Annotated in this window: 14 protein-coding genes; 5 read left to right on the forward strand and 9 right to left on the reverse strand. The window is 38.3% G+C overall.

Annotation, left to right across the window (positions count from 1 at the left end):
- Position 1: 1 nt before the first annotated feature.
- The 5 genes from ACTJKN_RS01660 to ACTJKN_RS01680 form a co-directional block, all read right to left on the reverse strand.
- A complete protein-coding gene (locus ACTJKN_RS01660; protein WP_440822093.1) occupies positions 2-1,006 on the reverse strand; it encodes a biotin-dependent carboxyltransferase family protein in 1,005 nt (334 codons plus the stop codon).
- The gene (gene pxpB / locus ACTJKN_RS01665; protein ID WP_440822095.1) at positions 1,003-1,743 is read right to left on the reverse strand and encodes a 5-oxoprolinase subunit PxpB; all 741 of its coding nucleotides are present in this window, start codon (positions 1,741-1,743) and stop codon (positions 1,003-1,005) included. The genes ACTJKN_RS01660 and pxpB overlap by 4 nt, the downstream gene beginning before the upstream one ends.
- 114 nt (positions 1,744-1,857) lie before the next feature.
- Positions 1,858-3,144, reverse strand: a complete 1,287-nt coding sequence (locus tag ACTJKN_RS01670; protein ID WP_440822097.1) for an ATP-binding protein — start codon at positions 3,142-3,144, stop codon at positions 1,858-1,860.
- Between the two features lie 95 nt (positions 3,145-3,239).
- Positions 3,240-4,133 carry a FimB/Mfa2 family fimbrial subunit gene (locus ACTJKN_RS01675; protein WP_440822099.1) on the reverse strand — a complete coding sequence of 298 codons (894 nt, stop codon included), beginning with the start codon at positions 4,131-4,133 and terminating at the stop codon, positions 3,240-3,242.
- Between the two features lie 154 nt (positions 4,134-4,287).
- Positions 4,288-5,904, reverse strand: coding sequence for a Na+/H+ antiporter (locus ACTJKN_RS01680; protein WP_440822101.1), 1,617 nt, complete (start codon positions 5,902-5,904; stop codon positions 4,288-4,290).
- 155 nt (positions 5,905-6,059) lie between these two features.
- Here ACTJKN_RS01680 and ACTJKN_RS01685 point away from each other — a divergent pair, with 155 nt between their 5' ends.
- The 3 genes from ACTJKN_RS01685 to ACTJKN_RS01695 all read left to right on the forward strand — a co-directional run bounded on the left by ACTJKN_RS01685 (position 6,060) and on the right by ACTJKN_RS01695 (position 8,917).
- Positions 6,060-7,646 (forward strand): 7TM diverse intracellular signaling domain-containing protein, encoded by a 1,587-nt coding sequence (locus ACTJKN_RS01685; protein ID WP_440822102.1) that lies wholly within the window; start codon positions 6,060-6,062, stop codon positions 7,644-7,646.
- 548 nt (positions 7,647-8,194) lie between these two features.
- Complete coding sequence (locus tag ACTJKN_RS01690; protein ID WP_440822104.1) at positions 8,195-8,512, forward strand: hypothetical protein; 318 nt, start codon at positions 8,195-8,197, stop codon at positions 8,510-8,512.
- A gap of 15 nt (positions 8,513-8,527) precedes the next feature.
- Positions 8,528-8,917, forward strand: coding sequence for a response regulator transcription factor (locus tag ACTJKN_RS01695; protein ID WP_440822105.1), 390 nt, complete (start codon positions 8,528-8,530; stop codon positions 8,915-8,917).
- A 10-nt stretch (positions 8,918-8,927) separates the two neighbouring features.
- On the opposite strand, the gene cysM is transcribed toward ACTJKN_RS01695, so the two are convergent.
- The 4 genes from cysM to ACTJKN_RS01715 form a co-directional block, all read right to left on the reverse strand.
- Positions 8,928-9,800, reverse strand: a complete 873-nt coding sequence (gene cysM / locus ACTJKN_RS01700; RefSeq protein ID WP_440822107.1) for a cysteine synthase CysM — start codon at positions 9,798-9,800, stop codon at positions 8,928-8,930.
- A 10-nt stretch (positions 9,801-9,810) separates the two neighbouring features.
- Positions 9,811-10,623 (reverse strand): serine O-acetyltransferase EpsC, encoded by an 813-nt coding sequence (gene epsC, locus ACTJKN_RS01705; RefSeq protein WP_440822108.1) that lies wholly within the window; start codon positions 10,621-10,623, stop codon positions 9,811-9,813.
- Positions 10,624-10,840: 217 nt separating this feature from the next.
- On the reverse strand, positions 10,841-12,724 hold the full coding sequence (locus ACTJKN_RS01710; protein WP_440822110.1) for a heparinase II/III domain-containing protein: 1,884 nt from the start codon (positions 12,722-12,724) through the stop codon (positions 10,841-10,843).
- 39 nt (positions 12,725-12,763) lie between these two features.
- On the reverse strand, positions 12,764-15,370 hold the full coding sequence (locus ACTJKN_RS01715; protein ID WP_440822112.1) for a DUF7133 domain-containing protein: 2,607 nt from the start codon (positions 15,368-15,370) through the stop codon (positions 12,764-12,766).
- 426 nt (positions 15,371-15,796) lie between these two features.
- On the opposite strand from ACTJKN_RS01715, the gene ACTJKN_RS01720 reads away from it, so the two are divergent.
- Together ACTJKN_RS01720 and ACTJKN_RS01725 are read left to right on the forward strand one after the other, a co-directional pair.
- The gene (locus tag ACTJKN_RS01720; protein WP_440822114.1) at positions 15,797-15,967 is read left to right on the forward strand and encodes a hypothetical protein; all 171 of its coding nucleotides are present in this window, start codon (positions 15,797-15,799) and stop codon (positions 15,965-15,967) included.
- A 332-nt stretch (positions 15,968-16,299) separates the two neighbouring features.
- Positions 16,300-17,385: a fatty acid desaturase family protein gene (locus ACTJKN_RS01725; RefSeq protein ID WP_440822116.1), complete on the forward strand. Its 1,086-nt coding sequence runs from the start codon at positions 16,300-16,302 to the stop codon at positions 17,383-17,385.
- The last annotated feature ends 146 nt before the right edge of the window (positions 17,386-17,531 follow it).

Genomic DNA, 17,531 nt, shown 5'->3' on the forward strand with positions numbered 1-17,531 from the left:
TTCATGTTTTAATATATTTAAGGCCTATTGCCATGGTAATCAACGATAAATCGTGTTCACGTTCAAGGTAAAGCGCTTCTGCCTCATCTCTCGAAATTTCAGAAAAATGAATAGTATCGCCCGGTTTTAACTGGGCACATAAAGATAAATCAACCGCTGCAACATGGGCGATACGTGGGTACCCCCCTGTTGTTTGGCAATCTGCCATGAGTATCACCAAATCGCCACTTCCGGTTACCTGGATAACCCCAGGTGTTACTGCTGTGCTGAGCAATTCTTTTTTAACTTTCCTCACCAATGGCTTTCCAGATAAATGATAACCCATACGATTACTCTTTCTATCAATGGTATAAGAACTGGTTAAAAATGAAATAATGGATGTTGCGTCAAACCAGCTGATTTCATTGGCAAGTACAACTCTAATGGCTTTTCTATTCTCTGGCAGTAAGCTTTCGCGCGAAATGCGCCAATTTGGATAGGTTAACGATCTTTCAATCAAATGATTCAATATTCGATCTGATACTTCGCTAAGTAAAGCACCGCCGATCAAAACATCTGCCTTTTGCAACCCCCTCCCTTTAAAGCCCCCAAAAGCAGCAGTAAGATAAGTACTTTTACTTTCCATTACATCAGGCACATCCCATCCACCGGCAATAGACAAATAGGTACGCACGCCAATTGCATTATGGATCAGCTTTATCACGGAGCCAGCCTGAAAAAACAACGGCTTTTCTGCAGGCATTATTTCATTATTGTAAACTAAGGTTCCACCATCGCCAGAATAAGAAATTAGAACAGGTGTTTCAGCTTTAAATGAAGCATCGGCATAGGTAAACTCAATGGTCGCATTATTATCATCGTTACCAACAGCTCTATTCGCTAATCGGTGGGCCAGCTCATCCATTGCGCCCGATATAGGTACCGCTTGCGAAAGATATCGGTATCGTCCCATATCTTGAATGGTGCTTAATAAACCCGGCTTAATGATGCTGATTTTCATACTCATATTTCAGCATACGCATTAAATTCATCTATACCAATGGCTTTAAAAGTAACCAGGTCGCCTCCCTTTAAAAGGGATGGCTGTAAGCGGTTTACATCAAACATTTTTAATGGTGTTCTTCCAATAATCTGCCACCCGCCAGGTGTTTCCATGGGATAAATGCCGGTCTGATTGCCTGCAATACCTACAGATCCGGTGGGTATCCTAGCATTGGGAACCTCTTTTCTGGGGGTTGATAACCTGGGATCCATTCCGCCCATATAGGCGAAACCTGGCACAAAGCCGATCATGAAAACAATATATTGCCCGGCAGTATGTATATCAATTACCTCAGTTTCGCTAAGCTTATTTGTGCGGGCTACCGTTGAAAGATCCTGTCCGAAATCGCCACCATAATGTACAGGAATAATCAGTTTATCAGGTATTGTGCTTGATTTTTCTCTTTTTATCTGTGCAATTTTATTTAAATGCGCTGATACCTTTTCGAAACAAACCTGACCTGGAAGATCTGATAACATCACATTTAAGGGATCAAAAAAAACAGTTAATGTAGTATAAGCCGGAACTGTGGTTATTAAACCAGAAAAAGGGTTTTGCAACAACAATTGATTAAAATCGGTGATCAGGCATAACAAATCTTTATCTATTGCCGTTCCGAATGTTATTGTAACCGATTTTTCGCTCAATCCATAAATTTTTATGGGAATGTCTGTTCCAAAATATCCTACCTGCTCATTCATACAAAAACAGTAAGATTTAATAATAAGTAATCTTCATAAAACGGGCCTAACAACTAAACTACTGCTATAAACAATGATTAGCTATTTTTGTCGGCAACAAATTACTAATTAATATCAATAATTTTTCATCGTTTCAAGGCCTTTTATCAATTGCAATAGCTCATCCTGCTCTTCGGCCTCTAATTCAATCATGCCATTGAACATTTCAAAAATCTCATCACGCAGGTTAGCGCGCATTAAAAGATCCATCAATCGCACTAAAGTTTTCTTCTGATCGGTATTTAAACTACTAAACAATTTAGGTTCTGCTTCATATAATCCCTTAATTAAATTAACCAGCGCTGGTTTCCTTAATTCTTTTTCTCTTTCGGTAGCATAAACGGGAAATATATCATCCTGCTCGTAACTTTCAATCAGGCGGTTCGCATATTCTTTTAAAAAAGGTTTACGTTTACTTTTAAGATATTCTGTTAACGCTTTAATTAAAAACCGGTACTCTGCGGAAGATTTAGCGGCTCCAAATATGGCCACCTGTCCTTCATTTTCAAAACTCTTAAAATCGAAATCGCGAAAAAAATCGCTATCGATGTAAACACTGTGGAAATAATCGTCGCTCTTTTTATTTAGAGTGGTGTAATCTTTATAAATTTCTTCACCACCGGCCAAAAAATAATATTTAGACAGTTCTTTATGCAGGTTTTCTTTCCAATGAACGTATTTAATCTTAAAAGTAACGGCTGTATCGGGGTAAAAAAGATTAAACTCTTCTAAAGTTTTAACATTGCTGCTAAAATCCAATGTTTTGCCATTTACAATGACCGAATAGTTTTTATGCCTGTTCAATTCAATAAACCAACAGAATTCGTTTATCAGGAAAGGAAGTACCGTTTCTTCTACATCTTGCTGGCTGATCTTCAAATTAGTAAATGAAACAGTTGTTCCAGTTTCACCAGAATTGCTTGGAGCGGTAGTAAAATCGTGACTATAACTATTTAAACCACCAGTACTAATGTGTATTTCGCCATAACGAAACCCTTGTTCTGATTGATAAGTGGTGTGCCAAACGGCATCATGCGCAAAAGTAAAAAAAGTAAGCCTCCCTACTCCATTACGGCCATGCATTTTTGAGGTATGCTTTGGCGCTACAATCTGAATGGATTTTTCAGATTCGAAGAAAGGATCGAATTTTTGTTGTAAGCGATCAAAATTAATTCCATAACCGTTATCAGCAATGGTTAACTGCTCTAAAAGGCCAAGCGAATTGGCAACATAATCTACCCGTATGGTGTTCGCATTGGCATCAAAACCATTCCAAATGTACTCCGCAATGGCCTGCCTCTCATTATAATTTTTAAGAACCTTTTGTATTCCCTTCGAAGTAATATTAACTCTTACCGACATACCTACTAAATTAATTAGCAAATATATGATTATATTTTAATCATTGCAGCTATTAAACATTGCATTTATACACATGCAACATCAAATAAGTTGTGTTAAAATGTTACGAGTGTAGTATCAGCCAGCCATTTATCATTAATTACAAAGCTAAACCCAACTTTACCGATAGGTTCTAATAATTTGCCTTTTACTACTGTCCTTTTATTTTTATAAACGGGAACAGAAAGCGATCGCCTTTTTCCACCTCCGCTTACTTCAATTTCTAAAGGCTTATCTGTGCGGAGAATATAAATACTAATAGGACCTTTTGTGTTATTTACGATATAACCGAAATCATTTTCAATACTGCCAAATGACGTTTTTGCAGCAAATAGATAACCTGTTGCTTCGTTATTTACATCAACTTCGTAATTGGCCACATCTTCTACAATTACTTCCAATTTACCTACAATCCTATCCATGTTTAAATTAATAGTCTGGTTGGCATTTATAGTATTCATAATGGTTGCCACAAAAGTATCATCTGTTTTATACAATTTCTCGGATGGGGACTGATTGGGTTGCCAATATTGCATATTTCCATCATTAAAGGGCAAAACAACGGTATTGGTAGCACCTTGATAAAACTGGTTGATACCAAATAACGACCGTGAACCGATTGCTACAAAATTATAGGTATTGAGCGGGAGATCTAAACTAAGCTCACCAAAATTAGGATCGGTAGCGAGTTGGGTAACCCGGGTATACTCTTGTCCGGTAAAAGATTGATAGACTACAATGGTTAACTGCTTAATCAAATTCTTAAGCGGCACATTTGCCTCAGCACCCAATGCACCAAGGTCATCATTAGCTCCCTTAACCATAAATTTTACGGTTTGTTTTTTACCGCCATCTTCCGGATGCTCATTGATATTTTTCTTGCACGAAACCATTGCCAGGCCCCAGAACATCAATAAAATGATTCTTTTTAAAAAGTAGTTTGTTTTCATAGCTTTATTTCATCAGGTAAACGACCTCCGAAATTACAGCTATGTAGTGTAAACATGTATGTATAGCACCGCACAATGTGGATACATTGCTCCATTATTATTATACATTTAATTGCATAAACTGAGCAATTGTATAGTAAAAGAAGTCTGATGGTTATATATCCCGATGACTAAAATGCCTGCGAAGTTTTTCTTCTTCCAGATCAAGCAGCTCTAGTTGTTCTTTAATCAGCTCATCATTAATCTGCTCTTTTTTATTTAGTCCTTTCAATAAAATACGCTGCTCACCCATAATATCTTCAAGTGCAATGCGATAGTCGTGATAAAAGCCGTCAGACCTTGAAATGTTTTCTTCTTTTTCCCAATCTCTCAACAATTCCATTTCTGCCTCAATCCGAATTTTTATCGATCTGATCATATCGTTATGCAATAAGGCATCGTGATACTTTTCATCCAGGATTTTAAGCGATAACATGGATAATTTCTTTCTCACCATTTGTTTTTGTTGCTCGAAAGGAACAGTATAATCCGGATCGGGCATATCTACCCATTTTATCAATGCGGGTAACGTTAAACCTTGCAAAACTAAAGTAACCAATATTACACTAAAAGTGATAAACAAGATTAAGTTTCGCTGAGGAAAAGCTTCGCCTGATTTTAATGCCACCGGAATAGAAAGCGCTGCAGCCAAAGAAACCACTCCTCTCATTCCTGCCCAGCCAAAAAGTAAGGGTGCCTTCATACTTGGATTGGGATCGGCAGTGGTAATATAACGACTAATGAAACGTGTAAAATATAAAGCACCATAGGTACTGGCGAACCTCGTAACAATTAAAACCGCGCAAATAATGGCACTGTAACGGATGGCCGGTAAAAGTCCATCGTTGCCCAAACCACGAATAATTACCGGAAACTCTAAACCAATTAACAAGAAAACAAAGCCATTCAGCACAAAAGCTACCGCTTCCCAAACATTTATACCCTGCAACCTGCTTCGGTGGGTAAGAATCTGGTCTCTTCGGGCCGAAAGAAACAAACCACCGCTCACTACAGCTAATACACCAGAACATCCAAACTCCTCTGCGGTTATGTACATTACATATGGCGTTAAAAAAGTAAGGATAATATCAATATTTGTAGTAGTTGGCAACCATCGGTGCAAAGCATAAAAAACTAAGGCTACGACAATTCCGACCAAAATTCCCATTACAATAACAATCACAAAATTACCAGCAGCCTTACTAAACACGAAACTTCCGGTCATTACTGCGGCTAAAGCAAAGCGGAACACCACTAAACTGGATGCATCGTTTAATAAACTTTCGCCTTCCAATATTGTGGTGAGTCTTTTAGGCACTTTAACATTTTTAAGTATGGCTGATGCCGATACCGCATCTGGCGGAGAAATAATACCACCCAACAAAAATCCCAGGGCCCATGTAAAACCCGGAATTAGGCTTTGAGAAATTAGCGCAACAATACTAGAGGTAAGAATAACAATTGGAAAAGCAAAACTGCTGATTACCCTACGCCACTTCCAGAAATCTTTCCATGAAGTGTTCCAGGCAGCTTCATACAACAATGGAGGTAAAAAGATTACAAAAATGAGCTCTGGTTCAATCTCAATATTACGAAGCACTGGTAAAAAACTTAAGGCTAAACCTGCAATTACCAATAAAATGGGATATGCCACACGGATTTTTTGTGCGAGCATTACCACAAACAGAATAATTGCAAGCAAGAAAGCGTATTGTATAATCAGTTGGTGCATATAATTTGGAGCTTGGTCTAAAATACAAATTTGAAGCGAATGCCAAACCATTAACATGATGTTCTTTTTTCAGATAAAATTTGGATTTTCTATTATAAAGCTATAATTTCTCCCCTGTAATAAGTCATCCCAACTTTTTTACATTGGTTTAATTAATGAAGACCATTTTTATTCTCATTGCTTTTTTGATAGAAAGCAGCCTTTGCATAGCTCAACCTGTGATCCAGGTGGAGAAACAAACTTTTATTAACATTGGCAAAGCAGGATACTTTTGGCAGGATACGCTCGAAACAACATCTTTCGAAAAGGTAGCGCAATTTAAGCCAGAACGTTTTTTAAAAGGCAAGTCGGCAATTTTTAATGGTGGCACCAGCGGAAAAGTATGGTGGATGAAGCTCCGTTTTAAAAATAACAATCAAACCACTCCCTATCTGTTTATCGATTATGCAAACATCGATTCTATTACTGTATTTTATCGCGATGAACGCGGGATGATAAACCAGATAAGCGCCGGCATGTTCAGCCTGAAACAAAATGATAACATTCTCGGTACCGGCTATGTATTTCCCTTAAAGCAGGTAAAAACACCAATTGGCGAAGTGTATGTAAGAATGCGGGCGATGAATACGTTACTTGTACCGGTTAAGCTTGTTACCGAATCGGTATTAAACCATGCTTTATTTAAAGCACATAGCGTGCAACCTATTTATATGGGTATTGCATTGATGATCCTCATTTTTCATGTTTTTATGTTGGTTGTTACACGGAGTAAACTCTTTGCGCTTTATATAGCGCGGATCATTTTGCTTTATTTCATTGTAATGGTCTGTTATCTTCAAGGCTATGGTTTATTGCTAGGTCCACCAATAGCCCCGTTTATATTAGTACATGCTCATTTTTTTATTGCAGTTGGTTACATTGCTACGATTCTGTTTAACAGCTATTTTTTAAAACTTAAACGCCAACTTCCGCAGCTCAATAAATTCTTTAAGGTATTAATGTTTGGGTGGGGTTTAATCTTAATCTGTTCTTTATGGGATGCCCGAAGTATCACCAATATCCTTACACATGTTTTATTTTTATTAACCTCATTGCTTTTTCTGTTCAGTAGCATTAAAGTGATTATCATCCGCGGCTATGCTAAAAAAAATCCTCTTATCTGGTGTTACGTACTGGGATGGATCCCCGTGGCCTTGGCTTCTATTTACCTTGTTTTTTGTTTATCTGAGTTAATACCCTTTCAATCTTACAGTTATAATTTACTCACTTTGGCTGGAATAATTGAAGGAATACTCATCAGCCTCGGTCTTTATGGCCAACGGTTAAGGTTATTGACGCGACATAATGCGCATTTTCGGAGGCAACGTATTCTGCTTCAAGAACAGGTTGAAGGTTACCGTAAACAGCTCGATGCAAAAACAGAAAAACCTGTTGAACATTTTTCTTTAAAAGCACTTATCGAACTTGCTCACGCCAGAGACCCTTCATTTATGAATCGGTTTAGCGAGGCTGAATCCAGCTTTATCGAAAGATTACTTCAGATTTCACCACAATTACTACCTGCAGAGTTAACGCTTTGTGCTTACATCAGGCTAAATTTTGATACCAAAGAAATTGCCAGAACCTGCAAACTTAGTGTACGTGCTGTAGAAAGCCGCAAATATAGAATTCGTAAAAAACTGGGGATAGATGGCGAAACGAATATGCACGCCTGGATGTTAGACCTAACCAAATCGTCCTAAATAATATACAAAAATAGATCACTTTTTCTTTGCGTTTATCTGAACAATAAATTAGCAATAATCATTTAACGTGCTTTACTACAACAACTTGAATACCTGTGCGTAGAAATGCGTACCGCTAAGATCCACCTGCCGCACCCTCTTTGCATATAGCTGTACAGAGTGCACGCGGTGCGATACCGTTTTTTTACAAACAGGCTTAATGCATTTTGTCTGGATTGTACTCATATTTTTAGCCATGTCGACAGAAACGGTCTTTTCCGGGATGATTTGTTACACGCCTGGCGGCATGGTTTATTTAAAACGCTGATCCATCAAAAACTATATATATTGAACCGAATACCAATTACATTTTATTTTACTACCTGAAATCCAAACCTTTAAAATTGGTGCGTATTACTGCGTAGATAAAAATTTTGATATTATTTAAACCCTCTATTTCTTTGTCTCTATCCTTAAACGAAAACTTTTAAAACATTGCTGTACCGCAGGAGATCTAAACAGGGGACGGTTTAGCCTTCTGCGCAAACAGCATCTGGAAACCAACCATGAAACCGAATAACACTCCCGCCAAAATAATCGAGAGCATCCAGGAATTTTACAACGGCCGAGATCCTGAAGAAATTTATAACGCATTAGAAATTGATAAAAACTGTTTTGAAAGCTGGATTAGAGATTTTGGGGGTATTGCCAATGAGCTTTTAGAGCTGAAAGACGAAAACGATAACCTGAGAACGATGTTTACCAATTTAAGTCTGGTAAACCAAAGCCTGCGCAATTCTCTCGATAGCCTCACCAGAACGGACTCGAAAATATTTGAGTTGTTGCTTAAAAAGCGAGGCACTGGTAATCTTAGCTTTCCTTAATTAATAACACAAGAAATGTTCTCTTTATCCCAACCAAAAATATTGATTATTGAAGATCACCTTGCAACACTTGATGCCATAAAGATGATCTTCGAATTTGAAGGATACATTACGATGAATCTTTCAAACGCAATTGATTTACACACCAAGGTTGCTGCTTTCAAACCCGATATCATTTTGATCGATATTTTGTTAGGTATGACCGACGGACGGGCCATATGCACGGAATTAAAGTTATCAGCACATGGTTCCATTCCCATCCTGCTCATGTCATCGCGAAATAACATCCATAATAGCGCTTTTTATAAAACCCATTGGGACGATTACATAGAAAAACCCTTCGAAATGGAGGTCATTATTCAAAGGGTTCGCATGCTTTTATCAAAAAAAGCCCAACAAGATTAGTGATTTACGCTCAACCAAAAAGATCGCTACTCAGGTAGCGGTCTCCCCGATCGCAGGCGATAAAAACAATGGTTCCTTTATCTAGTTCACTGGCAAGCTTCAAAGCAGCTGCACAGGCACCGCCCGAGCTCATGCCGGCAAATAAACCTTCTTCTTTAGCCATTCTTCTCGACATTAAGGTCGCTTCTTCCTGCGCAATATCCATTACCCGGTCTACCCGTTGTGGATCGAATATTTTTGGCAGATATTCTTCAGGCCAACGCCTGATACCCGGAATAGAAGAACCCTCGGTAGGTTGACAGCCTACAATCTGAATATTATTATCTTTTTCCTTAAAAAACCGGGAGCAGCCCATAATGGTACCCGTTGTTCCCATTGAGCTTACAAAATGTGTAATCTGCCCCTCTGTATCTCGCCATATTTCTGGTCCGGTTGTTTTATAATGAGCCAGGTAATTATCAGGGTTTGCAAATTGATTTAATAAAAAATATCCCTTCGAAACACCTTTTTCTTCTGCATAATCCCTGCATTCTTCTATACTTTCTAATAAGGTTACTTTTGCACCAAAGGCCTCCATCGTTACCTTACGTTCGCGCGTAGAATTGGCTGGCATAACCAGTTCGATTTCTAAGTTATATAAACTTGCAATCATAGCCAATGCAATTCCGGTATTGCCACTTGTGGCCTCTACCAGTTTAGTTCCGGGAGCTATATCCCCACGTTCTATCGCACTTCTGATCATATTAAGCGACGCTCTATCTTTAACACTACCGCCTGGATTGTTTCCCTCTAATTTGGCAAATACCCTTACAGCTGGGTTAATATTCAGCTTTTGAAGTTCAGCCATTGGCGTATTTCCGATCAGATCGATTATTCCTGCCATATTTAATATATTAATTGGTTTCTTTATGGTTTCTAATGGTAATTATTGGAGAATGATAAGCCGTAGAAAAAGCTGGGATACTTTCAGTAAGCCATACGTTCCCCCCGATGATACTATCGTGCCCAATGATGGTTTCGCCGCCAAGTATAGTTGCCCCAGAATAGATTACTACCCTATCTTCTACCGTTGGGTGACGTTTGCTGCCCGCTAATGTTTTTTTAACACTCAAAGCGCCAAGTGTTACCCCTTGATAAAGTTTCACATAACGGCCTATTGTACTGGTTTCGCCAATAACTATCCCGGTTCCATGATCGATATGGAAGTATTCGCCAATACTGGCTGCAGGATGGATATCGATACCTGTTTTAGAATGAGCATATTCGGTAAGAATTCTCGGAACCAGCGGTATACCGAAATTATAAAGCATATGGGCAATTCTGTAGAAACAAATGGCATAAAAACCAGGATAGGTTCTGATTACCTCAAACCTGCTCTGTGCAGCCGGATCGCCTTCATAAATCGCTACTATATCGGTGTTCAATACACGGTAAAGTTCTGGCAGCTCTTCAAAAAACTGACCTGCTGCATTTTTACACTCGCTATTTTTAAGCTTACAACTGGCCGATATGATATCATAAAGTTCAAGTTCCAAAACAGCAATATATTCCTTTACATCTATAATTGTAGAAAATACTTTAGGAGAATTTTCTGGAAAAAGCACTTGAATTAGCTTTTCTGCCCAAAGGGATATCACTTCATTGGGTGGAATATTTGGTTGTTCAAGAGGGTTCTTAATAATTTGTTCAAAAAAATGGTCTTCCATAACTGGTGGTTATACCTGCCCGATCTGCTCATCGACTAGGTATATAGATTTAATCGCTAATGTAAGTTTTGTTTTTTTAAACCAAAACAACTGATGCAATTTTATGATAAAAATTGCTCCACAATAACAATAAAATCCATGAATATAACTTTTAGAAAGAATTATCAGTAAAATCAAGCCTTAGAAGTTAAAGCTGGAAACACATCAGCTACCAAGCTTATTTATTTTTAGGCCAGTTGGCTATCGGTTTAGCAGAAAAGCTCCTTGGTAATGGTTTACCGGCATCTAAAAAAACTGATATGGCCGCTTCGCTATCAGCTTTGAGCCTTACTTCGAATCCTACAATAGAAGTTCCCGGATTTTTAGCATCATAATCGGTTCCCGGATCTGTTGACCAGGTTTTCATTTTAACTTCGCTTTTGGTATCTACAAAGAGATAACATTTTTTGCTTTTATAACTTAATTCTATGGTATGCTTATCAATAATGTGTACTGTAGCAGGTGTAACCATCGACCACCGAAGGGTTACATCGTTGTTTCCTACGGTTATTTCATCACGGATCAGCACGGTTTTTTTATTGATCAAGGCCACCCCTCTAATTGATTTTTTTAGTTTATCAGCATATAAGCTACTCAGATCGGCAACGGCATTCATAAACAGGCCATTATCAGCGCTATTGATGAAAGCAGCATTGCCCTTAACAAGCTGAAAAGCACTATCAATTGAAAGGGTATTGTGTGCGAGATTATTATAGCGGAATATTTTCCAGCGTTCTGCATTTTGTTTACTGCCCCAAAGATCAATACCCTTCGATTCGAGCGATTCGTATTCCTGCATCCCAAAATCCATGGCCCAACGCAGCCCTTGCGATTCCATTATAAAAGAACCTACATCCATATGGCCGTGGCTAACGCCGGGTGAGCCACCTTTAAAGCCCACAAAAGTGGCCAGCGGATCTTTCCACGAACTCCGCATCAAAGCAACGGGGTTAGGGCCATTTCCGATCCAAAAATGTGCAGTTTTAGGCTGAATGTTATTAAGCGATAGTTTTGCACCCCACAACATTGCCGATGGCAATAACCTATTCTGTAGTGGCATTTGCTCATCGAGCTGTTTTTTAGTTACCCAAAGTAAACCAGGATCGTTCAGTTTTGATGCAAACCAAAAAAGTGCGGGATTAAATTCTGCCACCGCCCTGCTATCTGAATAATTAAAAGGTTTGCCCGAAGGAGCTGTCATATTAACTAGATAATCAGCTGTTTTAAGGAAACCTGGCTGACCACTTAAATTAAAATTCTGATGAAAAACGCCTTCCAAAGCACTGATAAACATCACATTAAAGGAAGTGCCGTATTCCCAATATCCATAACCTTCAGGATAAGCACCATCGGGAGCATATTGTTGCATGGGTAGAATTACACTTTTTATTGCCCGGTTAATGAGTTTCGCAGATAAGGCCGGGTGTTCTTCAAAAGTAGCTATTGCACCAAATGATATGCCTGCATTACATACCTGATTCCAGTTATTGGTAATATTTAACCAGTTATTATACTTATTGTTTGTTGAGGGCTGTATTCCCTTTTCGAGAATGGCAAGGGCAACTATACTTCTGGTTGATTGGGGTAAATCCTGATATAACCAATCGTAACCTATTGATAAAGCCATTGTCATTTCACCCACATCAAGGAAATGACTTGGGTTCCAATCTTTAAAATCAGAAATTGCCAGCATTTCTTTTTCTGCTCTGGCTATGTACTTTTTATCATGGTTAAGCCTAAAAGCATAAGAGAGATAATAAATCCTTTTAAGTGCTTCTCTAGATACATCAAGCAAACGTTTTCCGATCATCACCCGCGCTAATACGGGTTTATTTAAAACATGATCTGCCTCTGATAGTATGGCTTGATGGATTTGTTTAAACTTCGCATCACGCTTTACATTTTCTAATATCTGTTCTTCAAGCTCATGGCTTATCAATAACCTTGGATGCGAAGGCATCTTAAAAGTCGAATCAATTTCCTTGTTTTGCCCTACTGCAAACGTTGAGCAAAACAAGGTTATGATGGTACTTATGATTGTGATAAGCTGATTTTTTCTCATGGGCTATGGATCACCATTCTCAAATTTTATAGTGAGAAACTATTTCTTTTGTTCAGATAAAAAAGAAACTAACGAAGCCAGTTCTTCATATGATAATGAATTGGCCAAACCTTCTGGCATCATCGAAGTTTCTATTTCTTTTCTCGATAGAATATCGCCCGCTTTAATGGTAAAAACCTCTCCCGCAATATTACGAACCACCACTTTGGCTGCTGTTTCTTCTGTAATAAAGCCCATATAAGTACGGTCGCCTTTGGCGGTAATCATTACCGAAGCAAATCCCTGAGAAATGGAAGCATTAGGTTTTAATATCGATTCTGCAATCTGCTCACGGTTCATAATAGAGCCAATCTGTCCCATAAAAGGACCTTTCATTTTCTCACTTTTACTTAAACTATGGCAGGCTACACAACCCTGACTATTGAAAATATTTTTTCCTTTCAACGGATCGCCCTGTAACTTATTGATAGCCAACAATACATCTTCGATAGATGATTTACCTACCTGACCCTTTTTGTTTTTGATTTTATCCAGATCAATTTTTGGTTCTTCAGCTGCCGCGACTTTTTCTTCTTCGGCAAATTCAGGAATATCCATCCTTTGACGCGCATTTAAATCAACGTAAAATTGTTTTCCCTGTGCTCCGGCTTTTGTAGCCTCTTCTTTCAGAAATTTCTCGATAATAGGAGAACCTTCCCATGAAACAGCCTTAAAGTATGGTCCATGAGAGTCAGGACGTGTACCCCACCACCAGGTAGCATCGTAAGCAATCTCTTTTTTATACAAACGACCTAAAGTAACCAGAATCTGTTGTTTCAATTTTTCATCTGTCGATTGTTTGTAGTTTCCAATCAGTCCGTTAACCGCTTTTTCGGTATGTATATAACGTAATGCCCAAAGCGCAAGGGTAGAATTTTCAGTTTTAACTGCAGCAAGCAAAGCGTCTACCGCCTGAAGATCAACCAGGGCCCTAACAGCTAAGTGAGGCAAAATAATGGCTGAATTTGGTGTTGCATGAGGACCTTCAGTACCTTTTGCAGGTGCAGTAAATGAAGCAGGTACCTTGGTTTGTAAAAGCACATTGGCAACCTCCGCCCTGCCCAAACGGTTTAAACCAATTATCGAAGCAGCCTGAACACGAAGAGAAGGATCCTTTAAACCTTCTAAGAATGGCTCAACTGGTACTTTGTCTATATTGGCTTTACGATCTGCAAGTGCTTTTAAGGCAAATTCCTTAACTGCTGTATCTTTAGTAAATTCAACTAAAGTTGCAATACCGTTTTCTTTGGTGAGCTGTGCATAGGTATAAATACCAGCTATACGAACATCAAGCGCTAAACTTTGATCGGAAGCAACTTTTAAGGCCGCTGCAATAGCTTGTTTGTTGTTACGTAAAACCAATTCCTGCGAAGCGGTTAAACGGCCTACTGCGCTATTCGATTTAAGCAGTTCGGTTAGTTTTTTAATTGAAGCTTTTTTAACATCAGGAAAAGCTTTGTATGTCCAGTTGTTTGGTACTGCACGAACAATATAGCCTTTATTAGGGCTGCCAGAATAACCAGCGCCATCCCAAGCCGATAGATAGAGTCTCCCTGAACCGTCTACATCAAGGTCGGTAATCTGAGGAAGTTTAATAAACTCTTCATCTTTCTGCGTAAAGGTTGGCCCATCAGCAGTCACTCTATGAATATACAACATGCTTCTGCCCCAATCAGCCATCATTGGTACATGGTTATATTGTTCAGGCCAGTTCGGCTCGTCCATAAATAATGCACCGGTACCCGATCCTCCACCTAAATCTGCAAGTGCAGGAATAATTTCGTCGGTAAAATTCTGAAATAACACTGGGTAACCATATTCACCGGATTGTATGTGGTGCGAGAAACGAACGTTCCATCCACCGCCATCATTGGTATTTTCTCTGGTAAAAACGTTCATGTAAGGATCGATAGCAACATCATAAACATTACGTGTACCATGGGTATATACTTCCATTTCAGTTCCATCAGGACGAACACGCATAATTCCACCACCTAACATGGTTAGTTTTTTACCTGAACGATCTACCGCATCATGGAATCCAAAATCTCCAACAGAAATGTAAATCCATCCATCAATTCCCATCCTGATGCCGTTAGTAGCATGGTCGGTACCACGTTCACGGATATATTTGGCATTACTGATATGCTCTATAAGCGGTTTTTCAGGTCCATCGGCCTTTCCATCGCCATCTTTATCTTCGAAAACAACTAAATTCATACCCGTAGCCTGTTTTGTTTCTTTAGAAAAAGTGGTATGTAATACATATACCTGGCTGCCTTGAACAATAATACCGCGTGGATTATCCACTTCGGCAAAATCTACATGTTCGTCCATTTTACCATCGTTATCCTTATCTATCAATTTAAGAATATGACCTTTACCAGGATCTTTACCTAAAGAGCCGATCATATCAACACCAACATATACTTCTCCAGTTGGCGCTACGGCTAAACAAGCTGGACTGGGTGTAACATCAGGTCCAGCAAAATTGGTTATTGTTAATTCAGGGGGTGATACGCGTTGTATTTTTGGTTCGCTAAAAAAGTTTTTTAATCCGAAAAAAACTAATGTAAAAGAAATTAAGCTTAAAGAAAATTTAATCATTTGTGTGTGTTATTGTTTCTGGTTGGTTGCCGGGTAAACTTACAAAAAAATATAAATTCTCTTGTGCCACAATTTTGTGCATTTTAAGTTAATTCTTAACCATTTGACACTTTTACTTATTGACCTCCAAACTTATTCACTTCATTTTAAAGTAAAACAACTTCACAAACGTTATCCTGATAAAGATCCACACTAATTCAAAGCAACAATTCAAACTAATTACTATAGGCAACTAAATAAGCTTCAAACTGCTATAATTATGCACAACAACAAGTAAAACACAAATTAAATGACGAAAAAACACCTTATAAACAGGATAAAAAACCGCTTTCATCAGAATCAGGTAAATTATTTCATAAAACACTTGTTCCAAAAGAGATATTTTATTATATTTACTAAATCCAACATTCATTAAATCAGTACGTTATGAAAAATATTCTTTATTTCTTCCTGACTGCCCTGATCTCCTCCATTGCACTGTTAATTACCAGGGATTCTTTTGAACCCGAATTGGTATATAGCACAGTAGTATTAATATGGATTTTTTACATTTGGTACCATATTTATGCTGCTAGTAAGAGGAACTACAGCGAGTAGTCTGTCTTAATTAAATTGAATTCTCCTATTGAATATAATCTGGAGCTAAAATATTAATGGGTAATATTTTAGCCTTAGTTTTGCTTTCATCTCATTTGTTTAATACAGCCATTGCCTGTAAAGTAAATTAATTTACTTTCTGGTTAAGAAAGTTGTAATTATTTAATACGATTGCCGGGTGCATCAACGGTTAATTTATTATCTTCGCCGAAAACTAAAACAAAATAGTTTACGTTTATAACTACGCTTGGCCAATTAGCCAGGTTATACATAAAGCTTAATGAACTTGGAGTTATCGACCTCGTACATGGGGTAGATTAGCGCACAAGATCATGAAATCAAAAGCAAAATTCCCATGTTTAGCGGGGAATACATTTTACTCGGAAGTTCGCCGCAGAGTAAACAACGACTTCAAAGAAAACAATAGAAGTATCAATGCCAACGTGCTGATGTGGTTTAAAGCCTTTCTTTTCCTTACTATATTTCTGGCACTTTACTTTTCCATACTCCTTTTAAACGTGCATAGCACTATACTTTTGGGACTTACCATTTTACTCGGTGCAACTTGCGCATTTATTGGTTTTAATATCTGCCACGATGCCATTCATGGTTCGTTTTCGAGTTCTAAACGCATCAACTCTTTTTTCAGTTTTCTTTTTAATATGGTTGGTGCCAATCCGTATGTGTGGAACATTACCCACAATGTGGTACACCATACCTATACCAATATACCTGGCCATGATGAAGATATCGAAGTAGCACCGGGCCTTATACGCATCTGTACAGAAGATGAATTAAAACCACATCAGCGGTTCCAACAATGGTACGCTTTTCCTTTATATAGCCTTGCATCGCTTTCCTGGGTATTTCGTAAAGATTATAAAAAGTTTTTTCAAAAAAGTGTCGGTGCCTGCCAGAACAAGCACCCGAAAGTTGAATACTTTAACCTCTTTTTCTATAAGTTTCTGTACTACTTTATTTTTATTGGTTTACCGATACTGATTATGCCGCTTGCCTGGTGGCAGATTGCAATCGGTTTTGTGGTGTTACATATGGCTCAGGGCCTAACCATGGGTCTGGTTTTCCAACTGGCTCATGTAGTAGAAGGAACAACTTTTCCAATAACCAATGCAGAAGGCAATATGGAAGAAGCCTGGGCCGAACACCAAATGCGTACTACAGCTAATTTTGCAACCCAATCGCCAATGTCAGCATTCTTTCTTGGTGGATTGAACCGACAAATAGAGCACCACCTTTTCCCAAAAATATGCCATGTGCATTATGGGCGGATCTCTATCATTGTAAAACAAACCGCTCTGGAATTTGGACTGCCTTATCATGAAAACAGCACCTTCTTATCGGCACTTCGCTCCCATTACCGCATCCTAAAAAAAATGGGACGGCCCGAAATAATTTAGTGATTTTATTAATTTAAGGGCGATAATTCAAACTTAATGTTCTTATTCTCTTAATGATAAAGCCCTTAAATTTTATTTATTTCATCATTAAGAAGTTCAGGACATTAAGTTTTAACTCCAGTAAAATTGGGAATATGCATAATCAA

It is taken from the genome of Pedobacter sp. 22163 (assembly GCF_052045595.1).
Taxonomy (GTDB): domain Bacteria; phylum Bacteroidota; class Bacteroidia; order Sphingobacteriales; family Sphingobacteriaceae; genus Pedobacter.